This is a genomic window from Saccharopolyspora cebuensis, from assembly GCF_039542665.1.
GTDB lineage: Bacteria > Actinomycetota > Actinomycetes > Mycobacteriales > Pseudonocardiaceae > Saccharopolyspora > Saccharopolyspora cebuensis.
Genome location: NZ_BAABII010000012.1, coordinates 15,203 through 41,572, shown reverse-complemented (window position 1 = coordinate 41,572; position 26,370 = coordinate 15,203). Strand labels below are relative to the sequence as shown.

The 26,370-nt window shown below is 73.9% G+C and carries 20 protein-coding genes; 5 read left to right on the top strand and 15 right to left on the bottom strand.

Going from position 1 to position 26,370, the window contains the following annotated elements; genetic code table 11:
- Positions 1-15 precede the first annotated feature (15 nt).
- Positions 16-327 (top strand): hypothetical protein, encoded by a 312-nt coding sequence (locus ABD976_RS17555; RefSeq protein WP_345364463.1) that lies wholly within the window; start codon positions 16-18, stop codon positions 325-327.
- Here ABD976_RS17555 and ABD976_RS17550 read toward each other — a convergent pair.
- From ABD976_RS17550 to ABD976_RS17535, 4 genes are all read right to left on the bottom strand, one after another.
- Positions 317-910, bottom strand: coding sequence for a GNAT family N-acetyltransferase (locus ABD976_RS17550; RefSeq protein WP_345364461.1), 594 nt, complete (start codon positions 908-910; stop codon positions 317-319). The genes ABD976_RS17555 and ABD976_RS17550 overlap by 11 nt on opposite strands.
- A gap of 13 nt (positions 911-923) precedes the next feature.
- On the bottom strand, positions 924-1,112 hold the full coding sequence (locus tag ABD976_RS17545) for a hypothetical protein (protein ID WP_345364459.1): 189 nt from the start codon (positions 1,110-1,112) through the stop codon (positions 924-926).
- Positions 1,113-1,196: 84 nt separating this feature from the next.
- Positions 1,197-1,805 (bottom strand): Rv1733c family protein, encoded by a 609-nt coding sequence (locus tag ABD976_RS17540; RefSeq protein ID WP_345364457.1) that lies wholly within the window; start codon positions 1,803-1,805, stop codon positions 1,197-1,199.
- A 188-nt stretch (positions 1,806-1,993) separates the two neighbouring features.
- The gene (locus tag ABD976_RS17535) at positions 1,994-4,375 is read right to left on the bottom strand and encodes a GTPase-associated protein 1-related protein (RefSeq protein ID WP_345364455.1); all 2,382 of its coding nucleotides are present in this window, start codon (positions 4,373-4,375) and stop codon (positions 1,994-1,996) included.
- A gap of 147 nt (positions 4,376-4,522) precedes the next feature.
- Here ABD976_RS17535 and ABD976_RS17530 point away from each other — a divergent pair, with 147 nt between their 5' ends.
- Positions 4,523-5,248, top strand: coding sequence for a PIG-L deacetylase family protein (locus ABD976_RS17530; RefSeq protein ID WP_345364453.1), 726 nt, complete (start codon positions 4,523-4,525; stop codon positions 5,246-5,248).
- An 11-nt stretch (positions 5,249-5,259) separates the two neighbouring features.
- On the opposite strand, the gene ABD976_RS17525 is transcribed toward ABD976_RS17530, so the two are convergent.
- From ABD976_RS17525 to ABD976_RS17490, 8 genes are all read right to left on the bottom strand, one after another.
- Complete coding sequence (locus ABD976_RS17525) at positions 5,260-6,195, bottom strand: heme o synthase (protein ID WP_345364451.1); 936 nt, start codon at positions 6,193-6,195, stop codon at positions 5,260-5,262.
- Positions 6,192-6,575: a DUF3817 domain-containing protein gene (locus ABD976_RS17520; protein WP_345364449.1), complete on the bottom strand. Its 384-nt coding sequence runs from the start codon at positions 6,573-6,575 to the stop codon at positions 6,192-6,194. The genes ABD976_RS17525 and ABD976_RS17520 overlap by 4 nt, the downstream gene beginning before the upstream one ends.
- Before the next feature lie 126 nt (positions 6,576-6,701).
- Complete coding sequence (locus ABD976_RS17515; protein WP_345364447.1) at positions 6,702-8,024, bottom strand: lysine N(6)-hydroxylase/L-ornithine N(5)-oxygenase family protein; 1,323 nt, start codon at positions 8,022-8,024, stop codon at positions 6,702-6,704.
- A 113-nt stretch (positions 8,025-8,137) separates the two neighbouring features.
- Positions 8,138-8,965, bottom strand: coding sequence for a siderophore-interacting protein (locus ABD976_RS17510; RefSeq protein WP_345364444.1), 828 nt, complete (start codon positions 8,963-8,965; stop codon positions 8,138-8,140).
- 90 nt (positions 8,966-9,055) lie between these two features.
- Positions 9,056-10,522, bottom strand: a complete 1,467-nt coding sequence (locus ABD976_RS17505) for an MDR family MFS transporter (RefSeq protein WP_345364442.1) — start codon at positions 10,520-10,522, stop codon at positions 9,056-9,058.
- A complete protein-coding gene (locus tag ABD976_RS17500; protein ID WP_345364441.1) occupies positions 10,519-10,722 on the bottom strand; it encodes an MbtH family protein in 204 nt (67 codons plus the stop codon). Before ABD976_RS17500 ends, ABD976_RS17505 begins: the two co-directional genes overlap by 4 nt.
- A gap of 49 nt (positions 10,723-10,771) precedes the next feature.
- Positions 10,772-17,818, bottom strand: coding sequence for an amino acid adenylation domain-containing protein (locus ABD976_RS17495; RefSeq protein WP_345364439.1), 7,047 nt, complete (start codon positions 17,816-17,818; stop codon positions 10,772-10,774).
- 81 nt (positions 17,819-17,899) lie between these two features.
- The gene (locus ABD976_RS17490) at positions 17,900-19,225 is read right to left on the bottom strand and encodes a GNAT family N-acetyltransferase (protein ID WP_345364436.1); all 1,326 of its coding nucleotides are present in this window, start codon (positions 19,223-19,225) and stop codon (positions 17,900-17,902) included.
- A 316-nt stretch (positions 19,226-19,541) separates the two neighbouring features.
- On the opposite strand from ABD976_RS17490, the gene ABD976_RS17485 reads away from it, so the two are divergent.
- Positions 19,542-20,453, top strand: coding sequence for a hypothetical protein (locus ABD976_RS17485; RefSeq protein ID WP_345364434.1), 912 nt, complete (start codon positions 19,542-19,544; stop codon positions 20,451-20,453).
- 19 nt (positions 20,454-20,472) lie between these two features.
- The gene (locus ABD976_RS17480) at positions 20,473-20,958 is read left to right on the top strand and encodes a hypothetical protein (protein ID WP_345364432.1); all 486 of its coding nucleotides are present in this window, start codon (positions 20,473-20,475) and stop codon (positions 20,956-20,958) included.
- Positions 20,959-21,195: 237 nt separating this feature from the next.
- Here ABD976_RS17480 and ABD976_RS17475 read toward each other — a convergent pair whose 3' ends face one another.
- Complete coding sequence (locus tag ABD976_RS17475) at positions 21,196-21,495, bottom strand: DUF2218 domain-containing protein (RefSeq protein ID WP_345364430.1); 300 nt, start codon at positions 21,493-21,495, stop codon at positions 21,196-21,198.
- Positions 21,496-21,655: 160 nt separating this feature from the next.
- Here ABD976_RS17475 and ABD976_RS17470 point away from each other — a divergent pair, with 160 nt between their 5' ends.
- Positions 21,656-22,786, top strand: a complete 1,131-nt coding sequence (locus tag ABD976_RS17470; RefSeq protein ID WP_345364428.1) for a polysaccharide pyruvyl transferase family protein — start codon at positions 21,656-21,658, stop codon at positions 22,784-22,786.
- A 531-nt stretch (positions 22,787-23,317) separates the two neighbouring features.
- Here the strand turns inward: ABD976_RS17470 and ABD976_RS17465 are convergent.
- Both ABD976_RS17465 and ABD976_RS17460 read right to left on the bottom strand, forming a co-directional pair.
- Positions 23,318-25,420 carry an iron ABC transporter permease gene (locus tag ABD976_RS17465; RefSeq protein WP_345364426.1) on the bottom strand — a complete coding sequence of 701 codons (2,103 nt, stop codon included), beginning with the start codon at positions 25,418-25,420 and terminating at the stop codon, positions 23,318-23,320.
- Entirely contained in the window at positions 25,392-26,366 is a 975-nt protein-coding gene (locus ABD976_RS17460) for an ABC transporter substrate-binding protein (RefSeq protein WP_345364424.1), read from the bottom strand. Before ABD976_RS17460 ends, ABD976_RS17465 begins: the two co-directional genes overlap by 29 nt.
- Positions 26,367-26,370 lie beyond the last annotated feature (4 nt).

The following is a 26,370-nucleotide window of genomic DNA, read 5'->3' as shown; positions in this document are numbered from 1 at the left end:
CCTACACTGCTCGACGTGGGCCGTGCACGTGGGGTGTTGTCGCGCCTCGTCGGGGCCGCGGTGGTGGTCGGCCTCGTCGGGGCCGTGCTGCTCGGCGAATGGCAGTACGCCTTGACGGGGGCGCTGGTGATGGCGTTGCTCGCCGCGGTGCTCGGGACGCCGGAACCGCCCGACGTCCTGTCCGCGGCCGGGTTCACCTGCCTCGTCGCCGGCTCGCTCGGCTGGGTGTGGCTGGGCGACATGCGGTGGGCGGTGCTCGGCGCGCTGGTCCTGGTGGCGACCTCGGCGGTGGGCGCGGTGCTCGAACGGCGCGGGGTCAGCGGGTGACCGGGGGCCGGGACATGGCCCAGGTGGTCGGGCCGCCGCCCGGCAGCTCGACCTCCGCGACGACCTCGAAGCCCAATCCCCGGTAGAACGCGACGTTGCCGGGCAGCGAGGTTTCCAGGTACGCCGGGGCGCCCTGCTCGTCGGCGGCGCGCAATCCCGGTTCGACGACGGCCCGGCCCAGTCCGCGACCCTGGCGGTCGGGCAGCACCCCGACGGTCCCGAGGAACCACGCCGGTTCGCGCGGGCGGTGCGGGTTCAGCGCGTCCTCGGCGGCCTCGGACAGCGCGGCGCGATCCCCGGCGAGCTCCCGCATCCGCGGTTCCAGCTCGGCGAACGCCTCGTCCAGCCCGGTCGAGTCCGGGGTGGTCCAGGCCGCCACCGCGGCGACGTCCTCGCTGACCCACACCCGGCCGTGCCGCAGGCCCACGCGGGTGAGGAACAGCCGCTGCGACTCGGCCAACCGGTCCGGGTAGCCCTCGGCCGCCAGCGTGTGCCGGGTGAACGGGTAGTCGGCGAAGGCCGCGCGCAGCGTGACCACGGCGGCGTCGACGTCGGCGGTCTCCGCGGGACGGATGATCGGCACGCCGCCATCGTACTCAGCGCAGCGAGGACGGACTCCGCTGCCGCCAGCGCACCGGCACGCCCCGCCCGTTGGACCGCAGCAGCTCGCCGAGCGCGACGGCGAGCTCCGGCCACCGCTCGGACAGCAGCGCCAGGCGTTCCTCGTCGGCGGCCTCGACGGCCTGGATCACCTTCGCGGTGCTGATCGGGGCGTAGGGCGTCACACCGGCTCCTCGGGAACGGCGGTTCCAGCTTCGCCCCCGAGTGTGCCGCCCGATCGGGCGGCACAGCCCCTTGATGTTCACCCGTCAGTGCTGCGACCAGCTCCCGCCGCGCTGCACGTGGGCCCACTCCCGTTCCCACCCGCGCAGCGCGATCCGCCGCGCCGCCGCCTGCACCCCGAGCATCGCGCCGAAGCAGAGCACCTCGGCCACCACCAGCACGAGGACCCCGGTGAACGCGGCCGCGGTGGTGATCGACGCCTCGCTCGGCGGGGCGGGCACCCGCGCCCCCGCGCCGTCCACCCAGACCTCGACCCGCTCGCCCGCCCTGCTGCCCGCCGGGACCGGCACGGACTCCACCCGGTCACCCAGCGGCGTCGGCCAGCTCACCAGCGCCGTGGTGCCCGCGTCGCCGTAGCCGTAGACCTCCGAGACCGGCACCTCCATCCGGGCGTCGGTGGTCAGCACCGCGCTGATCGGCCTGCTGCCCGCGGCCTGCCGCTCGGCCTGCCGGGTCAGGTTCTCCCGCACCACCGATCCGGAGGTCAGCGCCACCGGCACCGCCAGCACGGTGCCGCACAGCAGCAGCAGCGACAGCAGCGCGGCCACCCGGTCGATGGGTCTGCGCAGCGGGTTCGGGGACGCGCTCAGCGCGTGGAACAACCATCCCGTGTGCGCCTTCAGCGCCGCCATCATGCGAGCCTCCGTGGGACCGGTCCGGTGCCGGAGCGCGCTCCGCGGTCCGGTCGCGGCGCGCACCCGCCCAGCATTCGCCGACGCCAATCTCATCGTTATGGCCGCGTGATTGTCCATACACCATCGGTGTAGTAAATGGCGACTCGATCGCTGCACCGGGTGATCGCCGCCGCGCACCCGCGCCCGCCTCAGCCCTTCCGCTGCGTCCAGCGCGTGCGCCAGCGCTCGGCCAGCCGCGCCGCCGTCGACTTGGGCTTGGCGTCGAAGAGCTCCTTGAGCCAGTCGTGCCAGGCGCGGGCGCTGTCCGCGTCCACCCCGCGCAGCAGCTTGCTGACCTTCCGGTACTCGGCGGAGGTGCGCCGCTTGGCCCACGCCTCCAGCGCCTTGTCGAACGCCACCCGCGCGCCCTCGGTGGCCTTGTCCGACCAGGCGGTGAGGAACGCCAGCGCCACCGCCCCGGTCCGGTCCGCGGCAGGTCGCTGCTCGTCCGCCCACACCGCGGGGAGTTCCCGGACCAGCAGCTCCTGCACCCGCGCGCCCCCGGCCACGGCGGCCGAGGCCGCGGTCGGCGGCGGGATGGACAGCAGCGCCGCCACGATCTCCGGCCCGCGCGCGGTGAGCACCTCGTCGGCGATCTCCTTCAGCTCCCCGACCCCGGCGCCGGGGGCGCGCGCCGCCCGCTGGAAGTTCGCCAGCCACGCCCGCAGCGCGCTGTCGTCCTCCCACATAGACCGCAGCCCCTCGTGCTCGGACCCGAGGTGGTGCACCAGCATCCGCAGCACGTCGAGCTGGTCGGCCGAGGCCGGTGCGCTCTCCAGCACCGGGAAGATCCGCTCGGCCAGCGCCTCGGAGACCATCGTGGCCGACATCGCGCCGAGCACCGAGCGCACCTCGGCGACCGTCGGCGGGGTGTGCGCGAACAGCGCCTCCCACACCGCGTCGGCGTGGCCGCGCCGCTCGGCGGCCCGCGTCCGGTCCCGCAGGGCGTCGATGACCTGCTGCCTCGGCTCGCCCCCGGCCGCGACGGCGGACTGGGCGACGAGCCGGTCCAGCGGCAGGAACGGATCGGCGACGGTCGGCGCGAGCAGCCGCCACCAGTGCTCACGGATGGCGTCGGCGAGCGCGCCGGAGTCCTCCGCCAACCGGCTGCCGAGCTCCTCGCGCAGCAGCGCGATCAGCTCCGCCCGGCACGGCCACGCCCGGGGGTCCACGGGGGCCTGCGGGTGCTGCGCCCACCAGGCGATGAAGTCCTTCGCGGCCTGCGCGAACCGGGTGGGGCGGGGTTCCAGGCCGAACCGGCCCGCGGTCCGCAGCACCCCGTCGAGGTGCTCCGGGGCGGTGTCCGCGGCGGTCTCCTCGGCGAGCCCGGTGGCGTCGGAGAGCTCCTCGGCCGACCACCGGTGCGCCGCGAGGTGGCTGGTCGCGACCGGCTCCCCGGCGGCGGCCCCGGCGAGTTCGGCGCGCAGCAGCGCCACCCGGACCCGCGCGTCGTGGGCGGTCTCGGCGAGCCGGGCCAGCACCGCCCGCTCCGGCGGCAGCGCGAGCACCGCCTCCCGGACCCGGTCGATCGCCTGCTCCGGGGCCCGGGTGCCGACCAGCCAGCCCGCCAGCTCCATCGCGGCCTGCTGGTCGGGCACCGGCTCGCCGGAGGCGAGCACGCCCGCGGCGAGGCGGTCCCCCGCGTCGGCCCGCTCGGCCCCGCGCTGCCGGGCGAACCGGTGCGCGAGTTCGAGCTCCTCGACCACCGCGGCGGGATCGCCGTGCAGGAAGCGCCCGACCCAGTGCCGCGCGGCGGCGCTCGGTTCGATCGCACCGCGGCGCCGGTCGCCGAGGTGGAACACCACGAAGTCGCCGTCGTCGAGCTCGCCCGCCCAGTCCGGGTGCAGCGCGAGGACGTGCTGCCTGCTCAACCGCGGATCGGTGGCGTAGACCCGGAAGCCGATCCGGAGCGCGCGCTCCTGCGGCAGCAGCAGGGTCCCCGCCGCGATCCAGCGCAGCACCTCGTCGGGATGCCGCCCCACGAACACCACCCGCCGGGCGTCGGGCTCGCGGACCTGGTCCAGCGCGGTGTGCACCGCGGTGAGCCAGTCGTGGCCGTCGTCGCGGGCCAGCACCCAGTCCCGCAGCTCGGCGGCGGTGTGCGGACCGGGCTCGGGTTCGGCGGGCACCGGCGGGCACTCGGTGCCCTCGACCGGTCGTTCCGCCCACCACGGCGCCTGCCAGAGCTGGGCGGGGCGCAGCCCGCCGTAGGAGGCGGGGTCGTCGGTGACCAGGGCGTGCGTGAAGTGGTTGCCGACCCGGTCCTGCTCGGTGTCGGCGTACACCCCGCGCGCGGTGACGTAGCGGCCGTCGTGCAGGTGCACCAGCGACGGCGGGAACTCCGCGACCGGGCGCCGCTCGCGCAGCCAGTCCGGCGGCACCTCGTAGAGCGCGGCGCGCTGCACCAAGGCCGCGTCCTCCTGGCCGGTGCCCGCCGACATCGCCTGGATCTGGAACCCCTCGGTCCCCCGCGTTCCCTGCCCGGGACCGCAGTCGGTGTAGAACAGCGAATGGAAATCCCGCGCGCTCATCCCGTGCTCCGTTCCACGACTGGCCGGTGATCACCGCGAGGGTAGCGGCGACGGGGCGGACCCAGGGCCGGAGTCGGGCATTTTCGACGTTCCCGCCGCCTTCGCCCGGCGTACGGTGGGGCCGGAGACGACCGACGGGAGCCGCCGATGCCCGACGAACTGGCCCCGATGCCGACCGACTGGCAGCGCGCCCTGGCGATCGTGGCGCACCCGGACGACCTGGAGTACGGGGTTTCCGGTGCCATCGCCGCGTGGACCGCCGAAGGCCGCGAGGTGTCGTACCTGCTGGCCACCCGGGGCGAGGCGGGCATCGACGGGCTGCCGCCGGAGGAGGCCGCACCGCTGCGCCAGTCGGAGCAGCTCGCCAGCGCCGCCGAGGTGGGCGTGACGTCGGTGGAGTTCCTCGACTACCGCGACGGCGTCGTCGAGCACGGGCCCGCGCTGCGCCAGGACCTCGCCCGGGCGATCCGGGAACGGCGGCCCGAGCTGGTCATCACCCTCAACCACCGGGAGAGCTGGGGTCCGGGGAGCTGGAACAGCGCCGACCACCGGGCGGTGGGCACCGCGGCGCTGGACGCCGTCGCCGACGCGGGCAACCGGTGGATCTTCCCCGAGCTGATCGCCCAGGGCGCGCAGCCGTGGGAGGCGAGGTGGATCGCGGTGGCGGGCACCCGGCACCCGACGCACGCCGTGGACATCGGCGCGACGCTGGAACGGGCCGTCGCGTCGCTGGCCGCGCACCGCACCTACCTGGAGGCGCTCAGCGACGAGCCGCACGACCGGCACGCCCGCCGGGTCGTGGAGCAGGCCGCGCACCTGGCCGCCGACCGGTTCGGCGGACGGCCCTGCGTCGGGTTCGAGCTGATCGGCTGACCGGCGGGCGGCTACACCACGGCGGGCAGGCCGACGGCCGCGTCCACCGCGATGGCCACGAAGATCAGGGCCAGGTACGAGTTGGACAGGTGGAACAGGGTCATCGGGTTGTAGCCCGCCCCGCTGCGGACCGCGCCGTGCAACCGCTGCGCCACCACCAGGAACGCCGCCCCGGCCAGCACCGCGAAACCGATGTAGATCCAGCTCGTCGCGGGCACCAGCAGCAGGGTGCAGCCCACGGTGGCCCAGCTGTAGGCCAGGATGCGGGCCGAGACCTGCCGCGCGGTGGCCACCACCGGCAGCATCGGCACCCCGGCGCGGGCGTAGTCGTCCCGGTACTTCATGGCCAGCGACCAGAAGTGCGGCGGCGTCCACAGGAACACCACGCCGAACATCACCAGCGCGGGCCATTCGACCGTGCCGGTCACCGCGGCCCAGCCGACGACCACCGGCATGCACCCGGCGGCCCCGCCCCAAACGATGTTCTGCGCGGTCCGGCGCTTGAGCACCAGCGTGTAGATCAGGACGTAGAACAGGATCGCCGAGGTCGCCAGCACCGCCGCGAGCAGGTTCGCGCCGAGCCACAGGACGAGGAACGACAGGGCGCCGAGCACGAGGCCGAAGGTCAGCGCGTGCCGCTTGGGCACCTCGTAGTTGACCAGCGGGCGCTTCTTGGTCCGGTGCATCACCGCGTCGATGTCGGAGTCCGCGACGCAGTTCAGGGCGTTGGCGCTGCCCGCAGACATGGCACCGCCGACCAGCGTCACCAGCACCAGCCAGGGCGACGGGATGCCGCGCTCGGCGAGGAACATCGCCGGGATGGTGGTGACCAGCAGCAGCTCGATCACCCGTGGTTTGGTCAGCGCGAAGTAGGCGGCGAGCACACCCCGGCGGCGCACGGGCGCGGCCGCCGCGGCGGGGGTCGCCGATTCGGGGGACGCTGTCATGAGGCCCGCGATTCCTCCGCCACCTGGTCGGTCTGCACGATCGGCTTGCCCTCCTGGCGCAGCTGCGCCCACCGGGTCACCTTGCGCTCGGCGAAGAACGCGCCGAGCGGGACGGTACCGGCGAGCAGCACCAGCAGCATCCGGCCGATCGGCACCCGCAGTTCCTTGGTGAGGATCACCGCGACGAGCAGGTACACCATGTAGAGCCAGCCGTGCCCGAAGCCGATCAGCCCGACCCAGTCGTCCCCGGCGAGCTGCGCGGCCGTCCCCTCCGGCCAGCCGTACTTGAACACCATCGCCGCGCACAGCGCGAGCAGCAGGACGGCGGTCACGTACGCCATGATCCGGTACAAGGTCAGCACGCCAGGCTTCACGACCATCCCTCACATCCGCAACGCGCGCAGAACACGGTGTTCATAGGACCGTACGCCACGCGGCGCGGCGGGCCGCGGTGGACCTCACGCAAGAGTGGCGCCGCCCACCCGCGGTGATCGAGGACCTCCCGATCAGCCCCGGCTCAGCGCGTAGTCGGGCGCCGAACGGGCGGCCCGGCGGTGCCGGAGCACCGAGTCGCGGATCTCGCCGGCGCGGACCGCGCCGTTGGACAGCAGCGAGGAAGTGAGCCCGTGGGTGTGCTCGGTGCCGCCCTGGAGGTAGAGGCCGCCCAGCTCGTCGCGGGTGCGCACCCGGTAGTCGCGCTCCACCGCGATCCGGCCCCGCTCGTCCCGCTCGCAGTGCCGGGCGGTCTCGCCGAGCAGCGGGAACGGGTCCCGCGGACGGCAGCCGGTGGCGTAGACGAGCACATCGGAGTCGAGCACCTCGCGTTCGCCGGTCGGCAGGAACTCCACGGTGACGGCGACCCCGTCGGGGCCCTCGGCCACGTCGGTGACCCGCGAGGCGTTGAGCATCCGCAACCGCTGCTCGCCGCGGACCTTCTCCTGGTAGGCGCGGGCGTAGAGCTCCTCGATGAGGTCGAGGTCCACCACCGAGTAGTTGGTGTTGCGGTGGTAGGACATCAGCTGCTCCTTGACCTCCTCCGGCGCGCCGTAGAAGTGGTCGACGGCCAGCGGGTCGAAGATCCGGTTGGCGAACGGGCTGTCGTCGGCCGGGGTGTGGCCGTAGCGGCTGAACACCGAGCACACCTCGGCCTCCGGGAAGGTCCGGTGCAGGTAGTCGGTGGCCTCGGCGGCGCTCTGCCCGGCGCCGACCACGGTGAGCCGGCGCGGGCGGGTGCCGTCGAGCTCGCCGACCCGGTGCATCAGGTCGAGGTTGTGCCAGACGCGGTCACCGAGCCGGGCGCCGTCGGGAACGCTGGCCTCCAGCCCGAGGGCGAACACCACGTTGCGGGCGCGGGCCGTGGTCAGGCGGCCGTCACCGTGGCGCACCACGACCTCGAAGCCCTCCGGCACCGGCGTGAGGTGCAGCACCTCGGAGTCGAAGCGCGCCAGGTGGCCGACGCGGGCCGCGGCCCACTCCAGGTAGTCGTGGTACTCGACCCGGGTGGGGAACATGGTCTTGTGGTTGATGAAATCGGCCAGCCGGTCCTTGTCCTTGAGGTAGGACAGGAAGGAGAAGCCGCTGGCCGGGTTGCGCATCGTCACCAGGTCCTTGAGGAAGGACACCTGCATGGTGGTGCCTTCGATCAGCATTCCCCGGTGCCAGCCGAAGCGCGGCTGCTTGTCGAAGAAGGCGCAGCTCAGCCGGTCGGACTCGGCAGCGTCGCGGTTGTGCTCCTCGACCGCGATGGCCAGCGCCAGGTTCGACGGGCCGAAGCCGATCCCCAGGATGTCGTGGACGGGACGTCGCTCTTCCGTCGATGCCGCAGACACGGTGGTCCCCTCATCTCATGCCGGGTCGGGTTTCCCGGGCGTGCGGGTTCGCCGGCGGTGCGGGACGCACCGCCGCGGGGTTTCGCGGACACGCGCTGCCGGAGAGTCGGCGGTCAGTCGCGGTCGTGGTTGTACTTGTCGTGGTATTCGGTCTCGGCCAGCCCCTGCTTCCAGTAGCCGATCGCGAGCACCGAGGAGGCGTCCAGCCCCCGGTCGGTGCGCAGGTGCTTGCGGATGCCGCGCACCACGCCGGATTCCCCGGCGACCCAGGCGGACACGTCCGCACCGTCGGGGAGGTCCACCGACCGCACCGCGTCGAACAACTGCTCCGACCGGCCGGCGGGGGCGCCCTCCCGGTGCAGCCAGGTCCAGCGCAGGTCGGGCGGGCACTCGACGTGCTGCTGGTCGGCGGAGTCGCCGAGCTCGACGAAGACCTGCCCGCACGCGGTGGGCGGGAGCTGCTCGACGATCGCCGAGATGGCGGGCAGCGCGGTCTCGTCGCCGAGCAGCAGGTACCACTCGGCGGTCCGGCAGCTCTTGCCGCCGGGACCCATCACGCCGAGGTGGTCGCCCGGCTGCGCGCGGCGCGCCCAGTTCGAGGCGACGCCGTGCTCGCCGTGCATGACGAAGTCGACGTCGAGCTCGCCGTTGGCCTCGTCGTAGCGGCGGACCGTGTAGGTGCGCATGGTCGGCCGCTGGTCCGCCTCCGGCCAGCGGTACCGGCCGGTCTCGACGTCCAGGGTGGGCAGGACCGGGCGGTGCTGGCCCTGCTGGGGGACGAAGACCTTGATGTTGGGTCCGGTGTGCTCGTCGAGGAAGCCGCTGAGCTCGTCCCCGCCGAGGGTGATCCGCCGCATCGACGGGCTCAGCTCCGCGGTGCGCAGCACCTGCAGGTCGCGTGCCGGTGGGCGGCTGCGCCGGGGTCGATCCGCGATAGTCATGCGCCTGGCGTTCCTTCCTCGCATTCCCGGGACGATCAAGTTAAGGCTAGCCTAACCATACGAAGCTCGCCGTGTCTTCCCCCCGGTGGCTCACATCTCGGAGCGCTCCGAGGCCACGGGCTCCCGCTCGATGGTGGGCTTCGGGGTGGGCGGCAGCACCTCGGAATCCTTGATGCGCAGCGCCAGCAGCACGCCCACCAGTGCGAATCCCGCCGACACGAGCATCGCCGCGTGGTACGGCGCCAGCTCGGCCGTGCCGCCGGTACCGGTGGCCGCACCGGCCCCGACCGCCGCCAGCACGCAGGCCGTGATCGCCACGCCGAGCGCGGAACCCACCTGCCGCTGCACGTTGAACAGCGTCGACGCGCCGCCGGTGGAAGCGCTGCCGACCGTCGCGAACGCGACCACCTGCAACTCGGTGGAGGCCATCCCGACGAAGAAGCCCGAGGCGAACTGCACCAGCGCCGCCACCCACGCCCCGCTGCCCGCCTGCACCAGGTTCATCGCGGCGAACGACAGCGCGGCGCCGAACATCGCACCGGCGATCATCCGCCGCGGCCCGAACCTGCGGTGCGCCCAGCCGACGAGCTGGGAGGCCGCCATCAGCCCGACCGCCTTGGGCAGCGTGACCAGCCCGGTCTCCCAGGCCGAAGCGCCCAGCGCGCCCTGGTACATCAGCGTGAAGCCGTAGAGCGTGCCGAGGAACCCGGCCACGCAGCAGAACAGGATCAGGCTCGCCCGCCGGAACGCCGGATCGGTGAACAACCGCAGATCCAGCATCGGCGACCGGCTGCGCAACTGCCCCACCACCAGCACGCCCAGCAGCACCAGGCCCAGCAGCCCGAAGCCCCAGAAGTGCGGTGATCCCGGGCCGCGCTGGGCGACCGCGTCCAGCGCGTACATCACCAGGCCCAGACCCGGTGCGGCCAGCGCGAAGCCCAGCAGGTCGAAGCGCTTGCCGCGGGCCTCCACGTGCTCCGGGAGCAGCAGCAGGCCGAACAGCAGCGCCGCCACCCCGACCGGCAGGTTGACGTAGAAACCCCACCGCCAGTCCAGGTGCTCGACGAAGAAACCGCCGAGCACCGGCCCCAGCGCGGGCGCCACCGCGGTCGGCAGCACCAGCACCCGGGTCAACCGGATGCGTTCGGCGGGCGGGTAGGCCCGGAACAGCATGGTCAGCGCCACCGGGCTCATCACCCCGCCGCCCGCGCCTTGCAGCACGCGCGCGGCGGTGAGCTGGCCGAGGTCGGTGGCGGCCCCGCACAGCGCCGAGGCCAGCACGAACACGCCGAACGCGGCGAGGAAGACCCGCTTGGTGCCGAACCGATCGCCGAGCCAGCCGGAGGCCGGGATGCACACCGCCAGCGCCACCAGGTAGCCGATGTTGATCGCCGAGGTGGCGCTGGGCGCGACGGCGAACTCCGCGCCGATCGCGGGCAGCGCCACGTTGACGATGGTGGCGTCCATGCCGTTCATGAACATCGCGGCGACGTAGACGACGCACACCGCGACCCTCGGGTCGAACTTCCCGAGCCGGGTGCGGGGCGCGGCGGTCACGGGGCGCGGTGGTCGCGGGCCGGACGCATGTCCGTCCAGTTCGCCTCGATGTGCTCCACGCACTCCTGCCTGCCCGCGGGGCCGTGCGCCACCGCCCACCCGGCGGGCACCTCGATCGAGGCGGGCCACAGCGAGTACTGGTCCTCGCCGTTGACCAGCGCGCAGTACCGCGCATCGAGGTCCTCGAACGGATTGGTCATTCCTGCACTCCTTTGCGGAATCCTTCAGAAGGCGGCGGAGCGGCCGGGGTCACGAGGAGACCTCGCCCAGCCGCCGGTCCACGATCGCGCCGATCTCGGCGATCGGTCCCCGCTGCGTCATGTCCTTGTGCTCGCAGGCGATGTCGTGGTTCTCCACCGCCCCGTCGACGTAGGGCTGCCACATCGCGGCGGTCAGCGATTCCTTCGCCGGGTTCACGGTGGCGCTGAAGAACAGCACGTCGCCGCGGAACTTGTCGTGGTCGGCCTCGTTCTCCAGCACCGCGCAGTTGGCGAAGTTGTCGATGACGGCCGTGATGGTGTGCGGCTCCAGGTTCGCCAGCGCGCTGCCCTCGGCCGAGAGGATCTCCAGCACGTCCGCGCGGTGCAGCGGCCCCGCCCCGAGCGAGTCCACGTCGTAGCCCGCCATGTAGAGCAGCGCCTTGAGCGCCTCCTCCTCGGTGGGCAGCTCGTCCCAGACGTCGGTCGGGTACGAGTCGAGCATGCACAGGAAGCGCACCTCCTCGCCCGCGGCCTGGAGGTGGGTGGCCATCTCGTGCGCGACCACGCCGCCGAAGGACCAGCCGAGGAAGTGGTACGGCCCGTGCGGCTGCACCTCGCGGATGTGCTCCAGGTACTCGGCGGCCATCTCCGCCAGCGTCGGCGCCACCGGCTTCGGCTCGGCCAGCCCGCGGGACTGCACGCCGTAGACCGGACGCCGCTCGTCGACGTGCTTGAGCAGCGCGGAGAACGGCCACGCCAGGCCCGCGGCGGGGTGCACGCAGAACAGCGGTTCGCGGTCCCCGCCGGTGCGCAGCGGCAGCAGGATGTCCAGCGCGTCGCCGGTTCCGCCGCTGCGCAGCCGCTCGGCCAGCCCGGCCACCGTCGGCGCGGCGAACAGGCTGCCGACGTTGATCCGCACGCCCAGCGCGTCGTGGATCCGCCCGATCAGCTTGGCCGCCAGCAGCGAATGCCCGCCCAGGTCGAAGAAACCGTCCTCGATGCCGACCCGGGGGAGTCCGAGCACCTCGGCGAACAGCTCGCAGAGGATCTCCTCGGTGGGGTTGCGGGGCATCGTGGTGCCCACCGAGGCGCCGAGGTCCGGGGCGGGCAGCGCCGTCCGGTCCAGCTTGCCGTTGGGCATCAGCGGCAGCACGTCGACGAAGGTGACCGCGGCCGGGACCATGTAGTCCGGCAGCGCCTCCGCGACGTGCGCCCGCAGCGCGGCGGCGTCCACCTCGGCGCGGGCCACCACGTAGGCGACCAGCCGCTTGTCCCCGGTGTCCTCGCGGACCACCGCGGCGACCTGGGCGACGGCCTCGTGCTCGGCGAGCACCGCCTCGACCTCGCCCAGCTCGATCCGGAAACCGCGGATCTTGACCTGGTCGTCGGCGCGGCCGGCGAAGTCGAGCACGCCGTCGGCGCGCCAGCGCACCAGGTCGCCGGTGCGGTACATCCGGGACCCGGGCGGGCCGAAGGGATCGGCGACGAACCGCTCGGCGGTCAGCCCCGGCCGGTTCAGGTAGCCGCGCGCCAGCCCGGCCCCGGCGACGTAGAGCTCGCCGACCACGCCGGGCGGGACGGGTTGCAGGCTCCGGTCGAGCACGTGCAGCCGGGCGCCCGGGTCGGGCACGCCGATCGGCACCGCGGTGCCCACCGCGTCCGGCTCGCAGTCCCACAGCGTCGTGTTGACGGTGGCCTCGGTCGGGCCGTAGCAGTTGAGCATCCGCATCCGGCCCGCCCAGCGCAGCACCAGGTCGGAGGGCACCTTCTCGGCCCCGCACAGCAGCGTGGCACCGGCCGGGAACTCGGTGTCCGGCGGGAACATCCCCATCATCGAGGGACCGATCGCCAGGTGCGTCACGCGGTGTTCGCGCAGGTACTCGGCCAGCGGCTCGCCCGGCACCCGGAGCTCGGCGGGCACCACGACGAGCGTGCCGCCGCCGAGCAGTCCCATGCACAGCTCCCAGAACGCGACGTCGAAGCTCGGCGAGGCGAACTGCAGCACCCGGCTCTCGGCGGTGATGCCGACCCGGCGGGACTGGGTGGCCACCAGCTTGGCGATGCCGCGGTGCGGCACCACCACGCCCTTGGGCGTTCCGGTGGACCCGGAGGTGTGGATGACGTAGGCGGCGTCGTCCAGCCCGGGGCGGGTCGGCTCGGCGTGCCCGGCGGGTTCCTCGCGGCAGTCCACGAACTCCACCGGCAGGTCGGAGCGGGTGCCGTCGGCGATCACGAAGGCCGGCCGGGCGTCGGTGACCATGTGCCGCAGCCGGTCGGCGGGGTAGTCCGGGTCCAGCGCGAGGTAGGCGGCCCCGGCGTGCATCGCCGCGAGCAGGCCGACGATGAGCTCCGGCGAACGCGGCAGCAGCACGCCCACCACGTCGCCCGGGCCGACCCCGCGCTCGACCAGGACGGTGGCCAGCCGGCGCACCCGCTCGTCGAGTTCGGCGTAGCTGAGCTCGACGTCGGCGAACACCAGCGCGGGGGCGTCCGGGTGCGCCTCGACCCGCGCGGCGAACAGCTCCGGGAACGTCGCCGGGCGCACCGCGTCGGCCTCCGCGGTGGCGTCGCCCCAGGCCAGCACCCGCTGCCGGTCCCGCTCGCCGAGGACGTCGAGCCGGGTGACGGCGCGCCGCGGATCGTCGGCCGCCCCGGCCAGCAGCCGGGTGAAGCGCTCCGCGATCGCCTCGACGGTGCCGCGCTCGAACAGGTCGGTGCTGTACTGGACCAGCCCGTCGGCGCCGCCGTCGGCGCGCTCGGTGACGCTGACGGCGAGGTCGAACTTCGCCGCGCCCGCCTCGGCCGCGTCCACCTCGGTGCGCAGGCCGGGCAGCTCGGCGCCGACCCCGCCGGTTTCGGTCCAGTGCGCGAGCATCACCTGGAACAGCGGGTGCCGGGACAGCGAGCGGACCGGGTTGAGCACCTCGGCCAGCCGCTCGAACGGCAGCTCGGCGTGGTCGTAGGCGGCCAGGTCGGTCTGGCGCACCCGGTCCAGCAGCGCGGCGAACGACGGGTCGCCGCTGGTGTCGGTGCGCAGCACCAGGCTGTTGACGAAGAACCCGACGAGCTCGTCCAGCGCGTCGTCGTCGCGCCCGGCCACCGGGGTGCCGATCGGGATGTCGGTGCCCGCGCCGAGCCTGCTCAGCAAGGCCGCGAGCCCGGCCTGCAGCACCATGAACGTGCTGGCCCCGTGCTCGGCGGCCAGCCGCCGCAGCCGGGCGTGCAGCGCGGGGTCGATCTCGAACCGCACCGCGTCGCCCCGGTGGCTGGGCACCGCCGGGCGCGGGTGGTCGGTGGGCAGCTCCAGCTGGTCGGGCAGGCCCGCGAGGGTGCGCTGCCAGAAGTCGAGCCGGCGCGCCGACAGGCTCTCCGGGTCGGACTCGTCGCCGAGCAGTTCCCGCTGCCACAGCGCGTAGTCCGCGTACTGCACGGGCAGCGGCTCCTGGTCCGGTGCCGCCCCCTCGCGGCGCGCGGCGTAGGCGGTGGCCAGGTCGCGCAGCAGCGGGCGCAGCGACCACTCGTCACCGGCGATGTGGTGCAGCAGCACCAGCAACCGGTGCTCGCGAGGCCCGACCCGGTACAGCGTCGCGCGGATCGGCGGTTCGGCGTCGAGCGCGAAACCGCGGCGGGCCTCCTCGGCGATCGCCGCGTCGGGGTCGTCGGTGGCGACCTCGACCAGCTCGGGACCGGAGTCCAGGACGTGCTGCCGGGGCTCGCCGAGCTCGTCGGGGAACACCGTGCGCAGGCTCTCGTGCCGGTCCACCACGTCGGCCAGCGCGGCGCGCAGCGCGGGCACGTCCAGTTCCCCGGACATCCGCAGCACCAGCGGGAGGTTGTAGGTCGGGCTCGGCCCTTCCAGCCGGTGCAGGAACCACAACCGCCGCTGCGCCGAGGACAGCGGCAGCGGGTCGGGGCGCTCGGCCGGGCGCAGCGCGGGGCGGCGCGGACCGCGGGCCCCGACGTCGAGCCGGGGCGCCAGCCCGGCGACGGTGGGGTGGTCGAACAGCTCGCGGATGGTCGGTTCGGCGCCGAGCTCGGCGCGCACCCGGGCCAGCAACCGGGTGGCCAGCAGCGAATGCCCGCCGAGGTCGAAGAACCCGTCGTCGATGCCGACCCGCTCCACGCCGAGCACCTCGCCGAACAGCGCGCACAGCACCCGCTCCACCTCGTCGCGCGGACCGCGTCCGCCCGCGTCGGCGGCGGGGTCCGGGGCGGGCAGCGCGGCGGTGTCGAGCTTGCCGTTGGCGGTCAGCGGAATCCGCTCCACCGCGACGAAGGCGGCGGGCACCATGTAGTCCGGCAGCCGCGCGGCCAGGTGCGCCCGGAGCTCGGCCGGGTCGGCCTCGCCGACCGCGTAGCCGACCAGCCGCCGGTCGCCGGGCCGGTCCTCGCGAACCACCACGGCGGCCTGCCGCACCGCCGGGTGGCCGGCGAGCTGGGCCTCGATCTCGCCGAGCTCGATGCGGAAACCGCGCACCTTGACCTGGTGGTCGGCGCGACCGAGGTAGTCCAGGGCGCCGTCCGGGCGCCAGCGGGCCAGGTCGCCGGTCCGGTACATCCGGCTGCCCGCCGGGCCGTGCGGGTCGGCGACGAAGCGCTGCGCGGTCAGGCCCCGGCGGCCGAGGTAGCCGCGGGCCAGCCCGGCACCGCCGACGTAGAGCTCGCCGCGCACGCCGGGCGGCACCGGCTGCAACCGCTCGTCGAGCACGTAGACGCGCAGGTCGCCGATGCCGCGCCCGATGGTGCTGCCGTCGCGCCGGGCCACCAGCTCGGGGCTCAGCTCCTGGTAGCTGACGTGCACGGTGGTCTCGGTGATCCCGTACATGTTGACCAGCACCGGCGAGTCCGGGTGCCGCTCGTACCAGTCGGCCAGCCGGGACAGCTCCAGCGCCTCCCCGCCGAAGACCACGGTGCGCAGCGCCAGATCGGTCCCCGGGCGCTCCCGGTCGGCCTGGATGAGCTGGTAGAAGGCCGAGGGCGTCTGGTTGAGCACGGTGACCCGCTCGCGGCCGAGCAGGGCGAGGAACTCCTCCGGCGACCGGCTCACCTCGTGCGGCACCACGACCAGCCGACCGCCGTGCAGCAGCGCGCCCCACAGCTCCCAGACCGAGAAGTCGAACGCGTAGCTGTGGAACAGCGTCCACACGTCGTCGGGGCCGAAGCCGAACCAGGGCTCGGTGGCGTCGAACAGGCGCACCACGTTGCGGTGCGGGATGGACACGCCCTTGGGTCGGCCGGTGGAACCGGAGGTGTAGATGACGTAGGCGGCGTGGTCGGCGGTGAGCGGGCCGCGCGCCCCCGGTTTCGGATCGCACGGCGAGTGGCGCTCGACGGCCGCGACCGACTCCGGTTCGTCGAGCAGGATGCGGGTGGCGCCCGCCGGCAGCCCGGAGCTGTGCGCGGTGTCGCTGATCAGCACGGTCGGCTCGGCGTCGGCCACCACGTAGCGCAGGCGCTCGGCGGGATGCCCGGGGTCCAGCGGCAGGTAGGCCGCGCCCGCCTTGAGCACCGCGAGCAGCGCCACGACGAGCTCGGTCGAGCGGGGCAGCGCGAGGGCGACGAGCTGCTCCGGGCCGACGCCGTGGTCGATGAGGTGGTGCGCGAGCCGGTTGGCGCGGGCGTCGAGCTCGCCGTAGGTCAGCGCGCGGTCGCCTTCGGTGAGCGCGACCGCCTCCGGGGTGCTCGCGGCCTGCTCCTCGAAGAGCTGCGGCAGGGTCGCCTCGGGCCGCTCGCGGATGCCCGCGGGCGGGGCGTTCCACTCCTCCAGGACGCGTTCCCGCTCGGCGGCCGACAGCAGCGGCAGCTCGCCGATCCCGGTCTCGGCCGGGCGTTCGGCGAAGGCGCGCAGGAAGCGCAGGAACCGCTCGCGGTGCGCGGCGAGTTCGTCGGCGCCGTAGTGCTCCGGGTTGGCGTCGAACTCGAAGCGCAGTTCGTCGCCCTCCGGGTAGACCAGCAGCGACAGGTCGTCGACCGGCCCGGCGCCGAGGTTGTGCACCACGCCCCGGTGGCCGCCGAAGTCGAGTGCGTAGTCGAAGGACTTGATGTTGACCAAGGGCCCGAACAGCGGCCGGTCGGAGCCGAGCAGCCGCAGGTCGCGGCGCAGGTCCTCGCCCCGGTAGTTCTGGTGCTTGCGCAGCTCCCGCACGGCCTTCTTGACCTGCGCGACCAGCTCGCCCCGGGTGGTGCTGCCGGTGACCGCCAGCCGCAGCGGCAGCACGTTGACGACCATCCCGGGCACCCGCAGCGTCGCCGAGCCGAGCCGGCCCATCACCGGCAGCCCGAGCACCACGTCGGTGGCGCCGGTCATCCGGTGCAGGTAGGCGGCGACGGCGGCGATCAGCGCGTCGGACCAGGCGGTGCGGCTCTGCGCGGCGGCTTCGGACAGCACCGCGGGGGCGCCGTCGCCGAGCACGTCGACCTGGCGGCGGAAGGTGCGCGCGCTCATCCCGGTGCGCCCGGACAGCGTGGTCACCTCGGGCCGGTCGGCGAAGCGCTCGCGCCAGAACTCGCCGTCGCGCTGGAACTTCTCGGACTCGCGGTAGGCGGTCTCCTCGGCCAGCAGGGCTTCGGAGCCGAGGAACGGGCTGTCCCCGGGATCGTCCCCGGCCAGCAGCGCGGTGTAGACCTCGGCAACCCGGCGGAGGATGATCGAGAACCCGTAGCCGTCGATGGCCACGTGGTGGATGCGCTGGTACCACAGCCAGCGCTCGGCGCCGGTGCGCAGCAGCGCGGCGCTGCGCAGCCGTCCGGGCTCGGCCGGATCGGCCGGGGTGTCCATGTCGGCGCGCATCCAGGCCAGCGCCGCGGCGTGCGGATCGGCTTCGGCGGTGAGGTCCAGCACCGGCAGCTCGTCGTCGGCGGGCGGGTCGATCACCTGCTGCGGCTGCGCTGCCTCGACGACCCGCACCCGCATCGCGTCGACCTCGGCGACGACCCGGCGCAGGGCCGCGGAGAACACCTCCGGGTCGACCGGTCCGTCGATCTCGACGTACTCACCGGTGTTGAACACCGGGTTCGCGCGGTCGAGCTGCTGGGCGAACCAGATCCCCGACTGAGCGGCGGACAACGGCCGCGCCTGCGCAGCACTCTCCGTCATCGTTCTCCCCACGATCCACAAGCGAAGTAAGGCTAACCTTACTTCACTGATCCGGTCCGGAACAGATCGCCGTGGGATCCCTCACCCGCGTGCGAAGACCATCAGCGCCGAATTCTTGCCCGGCAGCCCGACCTCGCGGGAGCGGACGAACCCGGCCTTCCCGAACGCGGCCACCGACGCTCCGTTGTGGACATCCGGCTCGGCGACCACCCGGGCGCACGCCGGGTCGGCCGCCAGCAGCCCCTCGGCCACCGCGCGCAGCAGCCCGGAACCGACCCCGCGGCCGATCACGTCCGGCTCCCCGATCGCGATGTGCACGCCCAGGTCGCGGTCCCCGCCGGAGTAGCAGTGCGCCAGCTTGTCCCGCCGCACCCGGTACAGCTCCAGGTAACCGAGGTCGCGCCCGTCCCGGGACACCACGCACGGCAGCGAGTGGTCCCCGCCGAGCTGGCCGGCGAGTTCCTGCCGCCAGCGCTCCAGCGGCCAGGCCTGCTTCCAGTTCACCGCGACGTGCTCGGCGTTCATCCAGCGGTGCACCAGCTCGGCGTCGGGGTCCAGCCGGACCGGCCGCAGCCGGAAACCGCCGCCCAGCTCCGGCACCGGAACCGGCATCTCCACCTCGGGCTCCGCGACCCGCAGCGGGTTGGCGCGCTCGAACGGCATCGGACGCACCCGCACCGCGCCCTCGGCGGTCCGCTCGTACCGCACGGCACCCCCGTTGAGCGCCGCGGCATCGGTCAGCGTCGGACTGGTCAGCCAGTGGTCCACCAGCCACTTCGTCTCCGGGTAGCCCTCGACGACGGCGTGCAGGCCGCGCACCAGACCGGCGAGCAGCTCCCGCTCGTCGGCCACCCCGCGGCGGCCGAGCCCGCCGATCACCGGCAGCGCACCGCGGGACAGCAACGCCTCGGTGGCCGCCTCCGCGTTCGTCGCGGCGCGCAGCCCCGGCAGCAGCCTGCTCTCCACGTGACCGGACAACCAGCGCCGCGCCTCGTCGGCCGAGGACAGCGAGCGCGCCAGCGCCGCCAGCTCGCCGGGCGGCGGCAGCGGGTCGGATTCCCGCCGCAGCACCGAATCCACCGCCCAGTCGACCAGCGTCGGCGCCCCCGGGGCGTTCAGCGGGGCGTCCGCGGTCGCGCGGGCGCGGGCGTCCGCCGAGCAGGCGGCGGCCAGCAGCACCGGCTCCGCCTCGACGACCTCGGCGCCGTTCGCGTCGAGCACCCGGATCGGGCCGAAGCCGTGCTGGCCCGTCGGGGAGCGGTGGACGACCTCGGTGCGCAGCCGCACCGGGCCGATCGCCAGCCGCAGCGCGCCTTCGGGCACCGGGGTGTGGGTCTCCGCCAGCCATCGGCGCAGCAGCGCCGACGAGCGCTGGTGCACCCCGTTCCCCTCGGCTTCGACGATCACGCCGCACTCCTTCCCTGGTCGGCGAGCAGGTTCCCTGGTCGGCGAGCAGCAGCTCCCGGACGATGAGCGGAGCCTAACCTAACCAGGTGATCAGGAGCTACGGTCCGCCCCACCCGAGGCCGTCAGTACACTGTGGACTCCGACGCGAACCCCGCGACCAGGAACGAAGTCCCCGCCGCGGACGCTGATCACCCCATCCGGTGACGATCACCCCGTCTCGCTGGGCGATCATCGCGGACCGCGCTTACTCTCCGAATGCGGATCGGCACTCGCCGCACTGGTCCCCCGCCATTCCCCGCCGGAGAGGAGATCCAGCATGGAAGACGTGGACGCCGTCGTCCCGCTCCGGCCTGGATTCGACATCCAACTGCGCGGTTTCCACCGCACCCAGGTCCTGGAGCACATCGCAGTCCTCGAAGACCAGCTCCGGCTGGTCACCCTCGATCGCAACGAAGCCGTCCGGCTCAACGACGATCTGCGCACCCTCTACGACGACACCCGCCGGTCGCTGGACCAGGCGGAGCAGCGGTTGCAGCGGATCGAGTCCTCCGACACCGGCCTGCCCGCCGCCTCCCAGCGGGTGCAGAACATGCTCGCCATCGCGGAGGAAGAGGTGCAGACCCTCCGCGACACCGCCAAGCGCCAGGCCGACATCATCCGCGGCGCGGCCGAGACCGAGGCCCGCGACCTGCTCGGCTCCGCCGAGGGCCAGGCCGCCGAGATCCGCTCCGAGTGCAGCAGCCTGGTCACCGACATCGAGGCGCGCCGGGACGCGCTGCGCCGCGACCACGAGCAGTCGGTCAGCGAGTTGCGCGCGCGGGAGCAGCGGCTGCGGCAGAGCATCCGCGACGAGTACAAGAAGGTCGTCTCCGCCGCGCAGGAGGAAGCCGACGAGCTCGTCGCCCGCACCCGCGAGCAGTGCGGGCAGTGGAACGCCGAGAGCGAGCAGCTCCGGCTGGAAGTGCTGGAGGAACTGCGCGTCCAGCAGGCCAGGCTGGAGGAGTTGCGCCGGTCGGTGCTCACCGCGATGGACGGCGCGCGCCAGGTGCTCGACGACTCGACCTCGGAGCTGCGCACCTCGACCACCGGGCAGGCCGCGCTGCCCGCCGCCGTGCTCCCGGTGCCGGAGCAGCGCGAAGGCGTCCGCACCTTCACGATCACGCTCGACGCGCACCCCGAAGGCACCGGCGTCCCGCCGGCGACGCCCGACCCAGCACGCCAGAACTGATCCCGATCGGAGGAGTCCCTTGGACGTCATCGTCCTGTCGTTCGTGACCGGCTTCGCCTTGGCCACCCTCATCTTCTGGCCGCTGCTGCACGGTGCGAAACGGCGGCTGACCGAGGCCGGGGTCATCGAGTCGCCGCCGAAGGGCAGGCACGCGCTGCGGACCGAGGCCGCCACCGCCCCGCGTCCCGCCGCCGCGCCGAAGTCGGCGGAGAAGGAGCCGACGGCGGAGGCCGCGAAGGCGGAGCCGGTCGCCGACGTACCGCGTCAGCCGGAGCCGAAGGCCGACGCGTCGGCGGCGCCGGACCGGGAGGCCGAGCCGGTGCCGCCGGAGTCACCCGCCGAGACCACCCAGCCCTCGGAACCGGTGCCGCCGGAGGCGCACCCCGAGGACAAGGGCGACATCCCGGTGCTGCCGACGAACCTGTTCGAGGAGCACTTCGAGGCCCGGTTCAACCGGTCGCGGCAGCGGCTGGAACGGCTCCGCTCCGAACTCAACGGCAACTGAAGCCACCGGCACCGCCCCGCGGCGGGACCACGGCACTTCAGCGCCTTGGCGAAGCGGCGCAGCCGCTTGCGACCACGCACCCAACTCGCACCGCCGCGGGTTCTCAGCGGCCTTCTCGCGAGGACAGCCGCGACGCCGTGTACGCGTTCGGTACATCAGGAGCGGATCCCGCAGCGAGAAGGCCGCTGAGGTTCCGCCACCGGCACCGCCCCGCAGCGGGACCACGGAATGAGTCCGCTACTCGGCCGCCACCCAGGACACGGTCAGCCCATCGCGCTGGCCGAACCGTTCCAGGTGGCGGCCGATCACGTCCTGGACCCGGTCCAGCACCTCGGTGCTCTCCGCGCTGGCGTGCAGGGCGAGCGCTCCGGACTCGGCGAGCAGCAGGCAGCTCCCGGCACCGCGGTCGGGCGGCAGCGCGATGCGGGTGCCGCCGTCCTCCTCGGTGACCGCGCACTTGCGGCCCAGGTGCGAGCTGAGCTGCTTGCCGTAGCGGTCGGGCTTGTCGGTGCGCACCGTCGCGCGCGAGCGGATCATCGAGAACACCCCCGGAGTTAGGTTTGCCTAACCATAGCTCGCGGTCGTGTCATCGCGCCACCCCCGCAGGTCAGGGCCGAGGCGGCGGACCGCGCCCGGCGAGCCGGTCCGGAGTTGTTAGGTTCGCGGTGCAGCACGCCTACCCGTGGGAGCCCCGCCTGTGACCAGCAACCGCACTTCGCCGACGCTGTACTTGGTCGCCACGACCGGCCATCCGAACTACGGGGACGAGCTGATCGCCGCGACCTGGCTGAAGTACCTGGCGAAGGTGGCGCCGGACAGCGAGGTGTGGCTGGACTGCCCGAACCCCGGGCCCAGCGAGGTGCTGCTCGGCCACCTGCACCCCCGGGTGCGGTTCACCGACACGTTCTGGCGGCTGTGCTGGGAAGCCCCCTCGGACGGCCCGTGGGAGGTCGCGTCGTTCGTGCAGCACGCGATCAACAACCCCGGTCTGGCGCCGCGCTGGGTGGCCGGCATCGAGCTCGCCGCCCGCGTCGACCTGGTGCACGTCATCGGCGGCGGCTACATCAACGGCATCTGGCCGCGCCACATCGGGCTGCTCGCCGCCGCGGTGGCCGCGGTGCGCCGCTCCGGCGGCCGCGCGGTGATGACCGGGCAGGGCCTGTGGCCGGTGGCCGAGGAGGCGCGCCCGCTGCTGCGCAACCTGGCCGCGCAGTTCTCCGTCGTCGACGTCCGGGACGAGCCGTCGGCCTCGCTGGTGGCGGGGACCTCGTTCAGCGCGACCGGGGACGACATGTTCTTCGGCATCGAACCGGGCCTGTACCGCACCGACGACCTGCGCGAGGTCATGATCTGCCTGCAGTCGGACCTGCTGGACGTGACGGTGCCCGCGCTGGCCGGTTTCCTGCTCGACACGTTGCGCGAGTGGGGGGTCCGCCCGGAGCAGGTCGGCGTGGTGGAGGGCATCCCGCGGGTCGACCGGGAGGTCTTCGCGCTCGTCGAGCACGACCTGCCGGGCGCCCGGTTCTACCCGTTCTCCGAGATCACCGACACCGGGCTGCCCGCCGCGGCCGGGCAGCGCTGGTTGTCCACCCGGTTCCACACCCACCTGGTCGCCGCGGCGGCCGGGGCGCACGGCGTCGCCGTGTCGATCAACTCGAACTACTACACCAACAAGCACCGCTCGCTGATCGACCGCGGTTCCGGCTGGGCGCTCAGCGAAGGGCTCCAGGTGCCCGCGGTGCCGGAATCCGGCGGTTTCGCGCCGAAGGCGCTGCGCGCCCTGCAGGAGGGCAAGGGCCAGCTCGCGTGGAGCATCTACGGGAGCTGAGCCCGGCTCAGGGCTCCCGGCGGTGCGCGGCGACGTAGAACGGCGCGGCGGTCAGCACCGGCACCACCATGCCCAGCAGCACGATCAACATCGAGAACATTCGGCACCGACATCCCGTCTACGGTGGGAGAACCCCACGGCCCCGTCGCCCGAACGGGCGTTCACTCGGGACATCGACCGACCACCACCGTTTCGTTAGCAACACGTGACATGTCGCGCCCCACACGTCACAACGTCACCGGAACGGCCCAAGATCTCCCAGGTGAGGGGCACCCTTGCCCCAGTAAGGACTGTTTTCAGAATGGCCTGCGTGGCGGTGCGGGTGGCGGAACCTCAGCGGTCTTCTCGCTCCGGGCGCCCTTCTTGATGTATGCCAATACACGGCATCAGGGCGTCCTCGCGAGAAGACCGCTGAGAACCCGCGGCGGTGCAAGCTGACAGCCTCACTGCATGCGGCTCCGCCGCATGCTGAAAAGACCCCAACTCGGGCAAGGATGCCCCTCACTCACTCCCCGAACGGGTGAGTCGGGATCAGCCGGTCCTGGCGCGGTCGCGGTGCAGCAGCCACACGAAGTACGGCGCACCGATCAGCGCCGTGGTCAACCCCGCCGGTAGCTGGTCCGGCGCGATGACCGTGCGGCCCAGGGTGTCGGCCGCGCAGACCAGCACGCCGCCGAGCAGCGCGGCCACCGGCAGGGTGCGCGCGTGCCGCCGTCCCACGAGCGCGCGGGCGATGTGCGGGGCCACCAGCCCGACGAAGGCCACCACGCCGATCCCGGCGACGGCGGCACCGGTCAGCACCACCGCGCCGGCGAGCAGCACCAGCCGCCCCGGGCCGACCCGCACCCCGAGCACCTTCGGGGTTTCCTCGTCCACGGACAGCAGGTCCAGCGCGCCCCGCGCGCGCACCAGCAGCGGCAGCACCAGCAGCAGCGCGGCGGCCATCGGCAGCAGGTGCTCGAAGAGCCGCCCGTAGGTGGACCCGCCCAGCCAGGTCAGCGCCTTGGTCTGGTTCCACGGGTCGGTCGCGCTGATCAGCAGCGTGATGAGCGCCTGCGTCGCGGCCTGCACGCCGAAGCCGATCAGCACCAGCCGCTGGCTGGCGAACCCGCCCTTGGCCGCCAGCGCGAACACCACGAGCGCGGCGACCAGCGCCCCGGCGCCCGCGCACCCGGCCTGGAGCCAGAACGACGCCCCGGGCACCGCGATGATCATCGCGACCGCGCCCAGCCCGGCACCCCCGGAGACGCCCAGGATGGCGGGCTCGGCCAGCGGGTTGCGCGCCACCGCCTGCACGACGGCACCGGCCAGCGCCAGGGCGGCGCCCGCGAGCAGCGCGGCGAGCACCCGCGGCACCCGGTTGTCCAGCACGCTGCTGACGATCGGACCGGCTCGGCCGGACGCCCAGTTCGCCAGGTCGCCCAGCAGGAGCTTCGCGTCGCCGAGCAGCAGCGCGCCCACCACCACCGCGCCCGCCGCCGCGACGAGCACCACCAGCACCGCGCGGTGGCGGGCGGGGGTGATCCCGCTGCGCACCCCGGCGGCGGGCGGTCCCGGGGCGGCGGCCGCGACCCGGACGCCCCGCGCCAGCACCACCAGGAACGCGGCGCCGAGCACCGTGGTCAGCACCCCCGTCGGCACCTCCAGGGCGGCCCGCGCCCCGAGCACCGCGCGCAGCAGCACGTCGGCGCCGAGCACCAGCACCGCGCCGGTCGCGGCGGAGACGAGGACCAGCGCGGCGTGCCGGTGCAGCCCCGGCACCGCGCCGGCGAGCAGCCGCACCAGCGCGGGCGCGGCGAGCCCGACGAAGCCGATCGGACCGGCCAGCGTCACCGCCGCGGCCGCCGCCAGCACCGCGAGCACCACGGCGGCCGACCGGACCAGGCCCACCGGCACGCCCAGCGTGCGCGCGTGGTCCTCGCCGAGGTGCAGCACGTCCAGCCGCCGGGCCAGCAGCATCAGCAGCACCACCACGACGCCGAGCACCGGGCCGAGCGCGCGCACCCCGTCGAGCCCGTTCTGGCCCAGCGAACCGGCGCCCCACTCGTAGAGCCCCTGGGTCTCCTGCGGGAACAGCAGCAGGAGCATCTGGGTGACCGAGGTCATGGCGAGCGCGATCGCGGTGCCCGCGAGCACCAGCCGGACCACCCCGGTGCCGCCGCTGCCCGCCAGGGCCAGCACCAGGGCGGCGGCCGCCAGCCCACCGGCGAACGCGATCCCGGCCGCGCCCAGCAGCGGGATCTGGAAGCCGAAGGCGGTGACCGCGACGACCGCCAGGTGCGCGCCCGCGTTCACCGCCAGCGTGTCCGGGGAGGCCATGACGTTGCGCGCCACCGACTGCAGCACGGCACCCGCGACGCCGAGCGCCGCGCCGACCAGCAGCGCGGCCAGCAACCGGGGCAACCGGGACTCCACGACCACCGCCGCGGTGTCCTCAGCCCCGGAACCGAGGGCCAGCCGGACGAGCGCGGCGAAGTCCACGCCCGAGGTCCCCTGCGCCAGGTGCGCCGCGGACAGCGCGACCAGGAGCGCGGCGAGCCCGGCCGCCACCAGCAGCAGCCGGCCGCGGCGGCGCCGGACCCGACCGGGAACCCGCGGCGCGGGGCTATCCGCGGAGCGCGTCGACGGCGGCATCGGCGTACTGCACCATGGACTTCGGGCCGCCGAACATCCACAGCCCGTCCGGGAACCGGTGCACCGCACCGCGCTGCACGAACGGCAGTCCGCGCCAGATCGCGTTGTCCGCGAGCACCTCGGCGTAGGGGTCCCCGAGCGAGCCGTTGGCGAGGTACCAGAACCGCACGTCGGGCAACCGGGTGAGCCCTTCGACGTCGGTCTGCCCCAAGCCGTACCGGGGGTCGCCCTGCATCGGCCACGGGTTGCGCAGGCCGATGCGCTCGAACACCGCGGAGACCAGCGATCCCTCGGTGAAGGGGCGGATGGTGACCGAGCCGGAATTCACGTAGGCGTCGGAGAAGGCGACCTGGTCACCGGCCGCGCCGAGCCGCTCGACCTCCGCCTTCGCCGCGGCGAGCCCGTCGTCGAACTCCGCCCGCAGCGCGGCGGCGGCCGGTTCGGTCCCGGTCGCCTTCGCGATCATGCCGACGTCGGAGAACAGCGAGCCGATGGGGTCCGCGGCGTTGCCGCCCTCGATGACCAGCACGGGGACCCGGGATTCGATCTGGCGCAGCGCCCCCTCGGGCAGCCCGGCGGTGACCACCACCAGGTCCAGGCCCAGCGAGCTGATCGCGTCGATGCTCGGCTCGCCGCGGGTGCCGATGTCGCGCACGGAATCGTCCAGCGGCGCGGCGCTCACCCACTGCTCGTAGCCCTCCGGGTCGGCGACGCCCACCGGCATGACGCCGAGCGAGACCAGCTCCTCCACGCCGTTCCACTCGGTGGCGGCGACCCGCTTCGCGGGACCGTCGAGCTCGACGGCCTTGCCGCGCGAGTCGACGACCGTGATGGGCTGCCCGCCGTCGGCGACGGCATCGCCGCGGCTCGGGTCCTCCGTGGTGCCGCAACCGGCCACGAGCAGCACGGCCGCGGCGATACCGGTGATCACGCGGGGAATTCGCATTTCT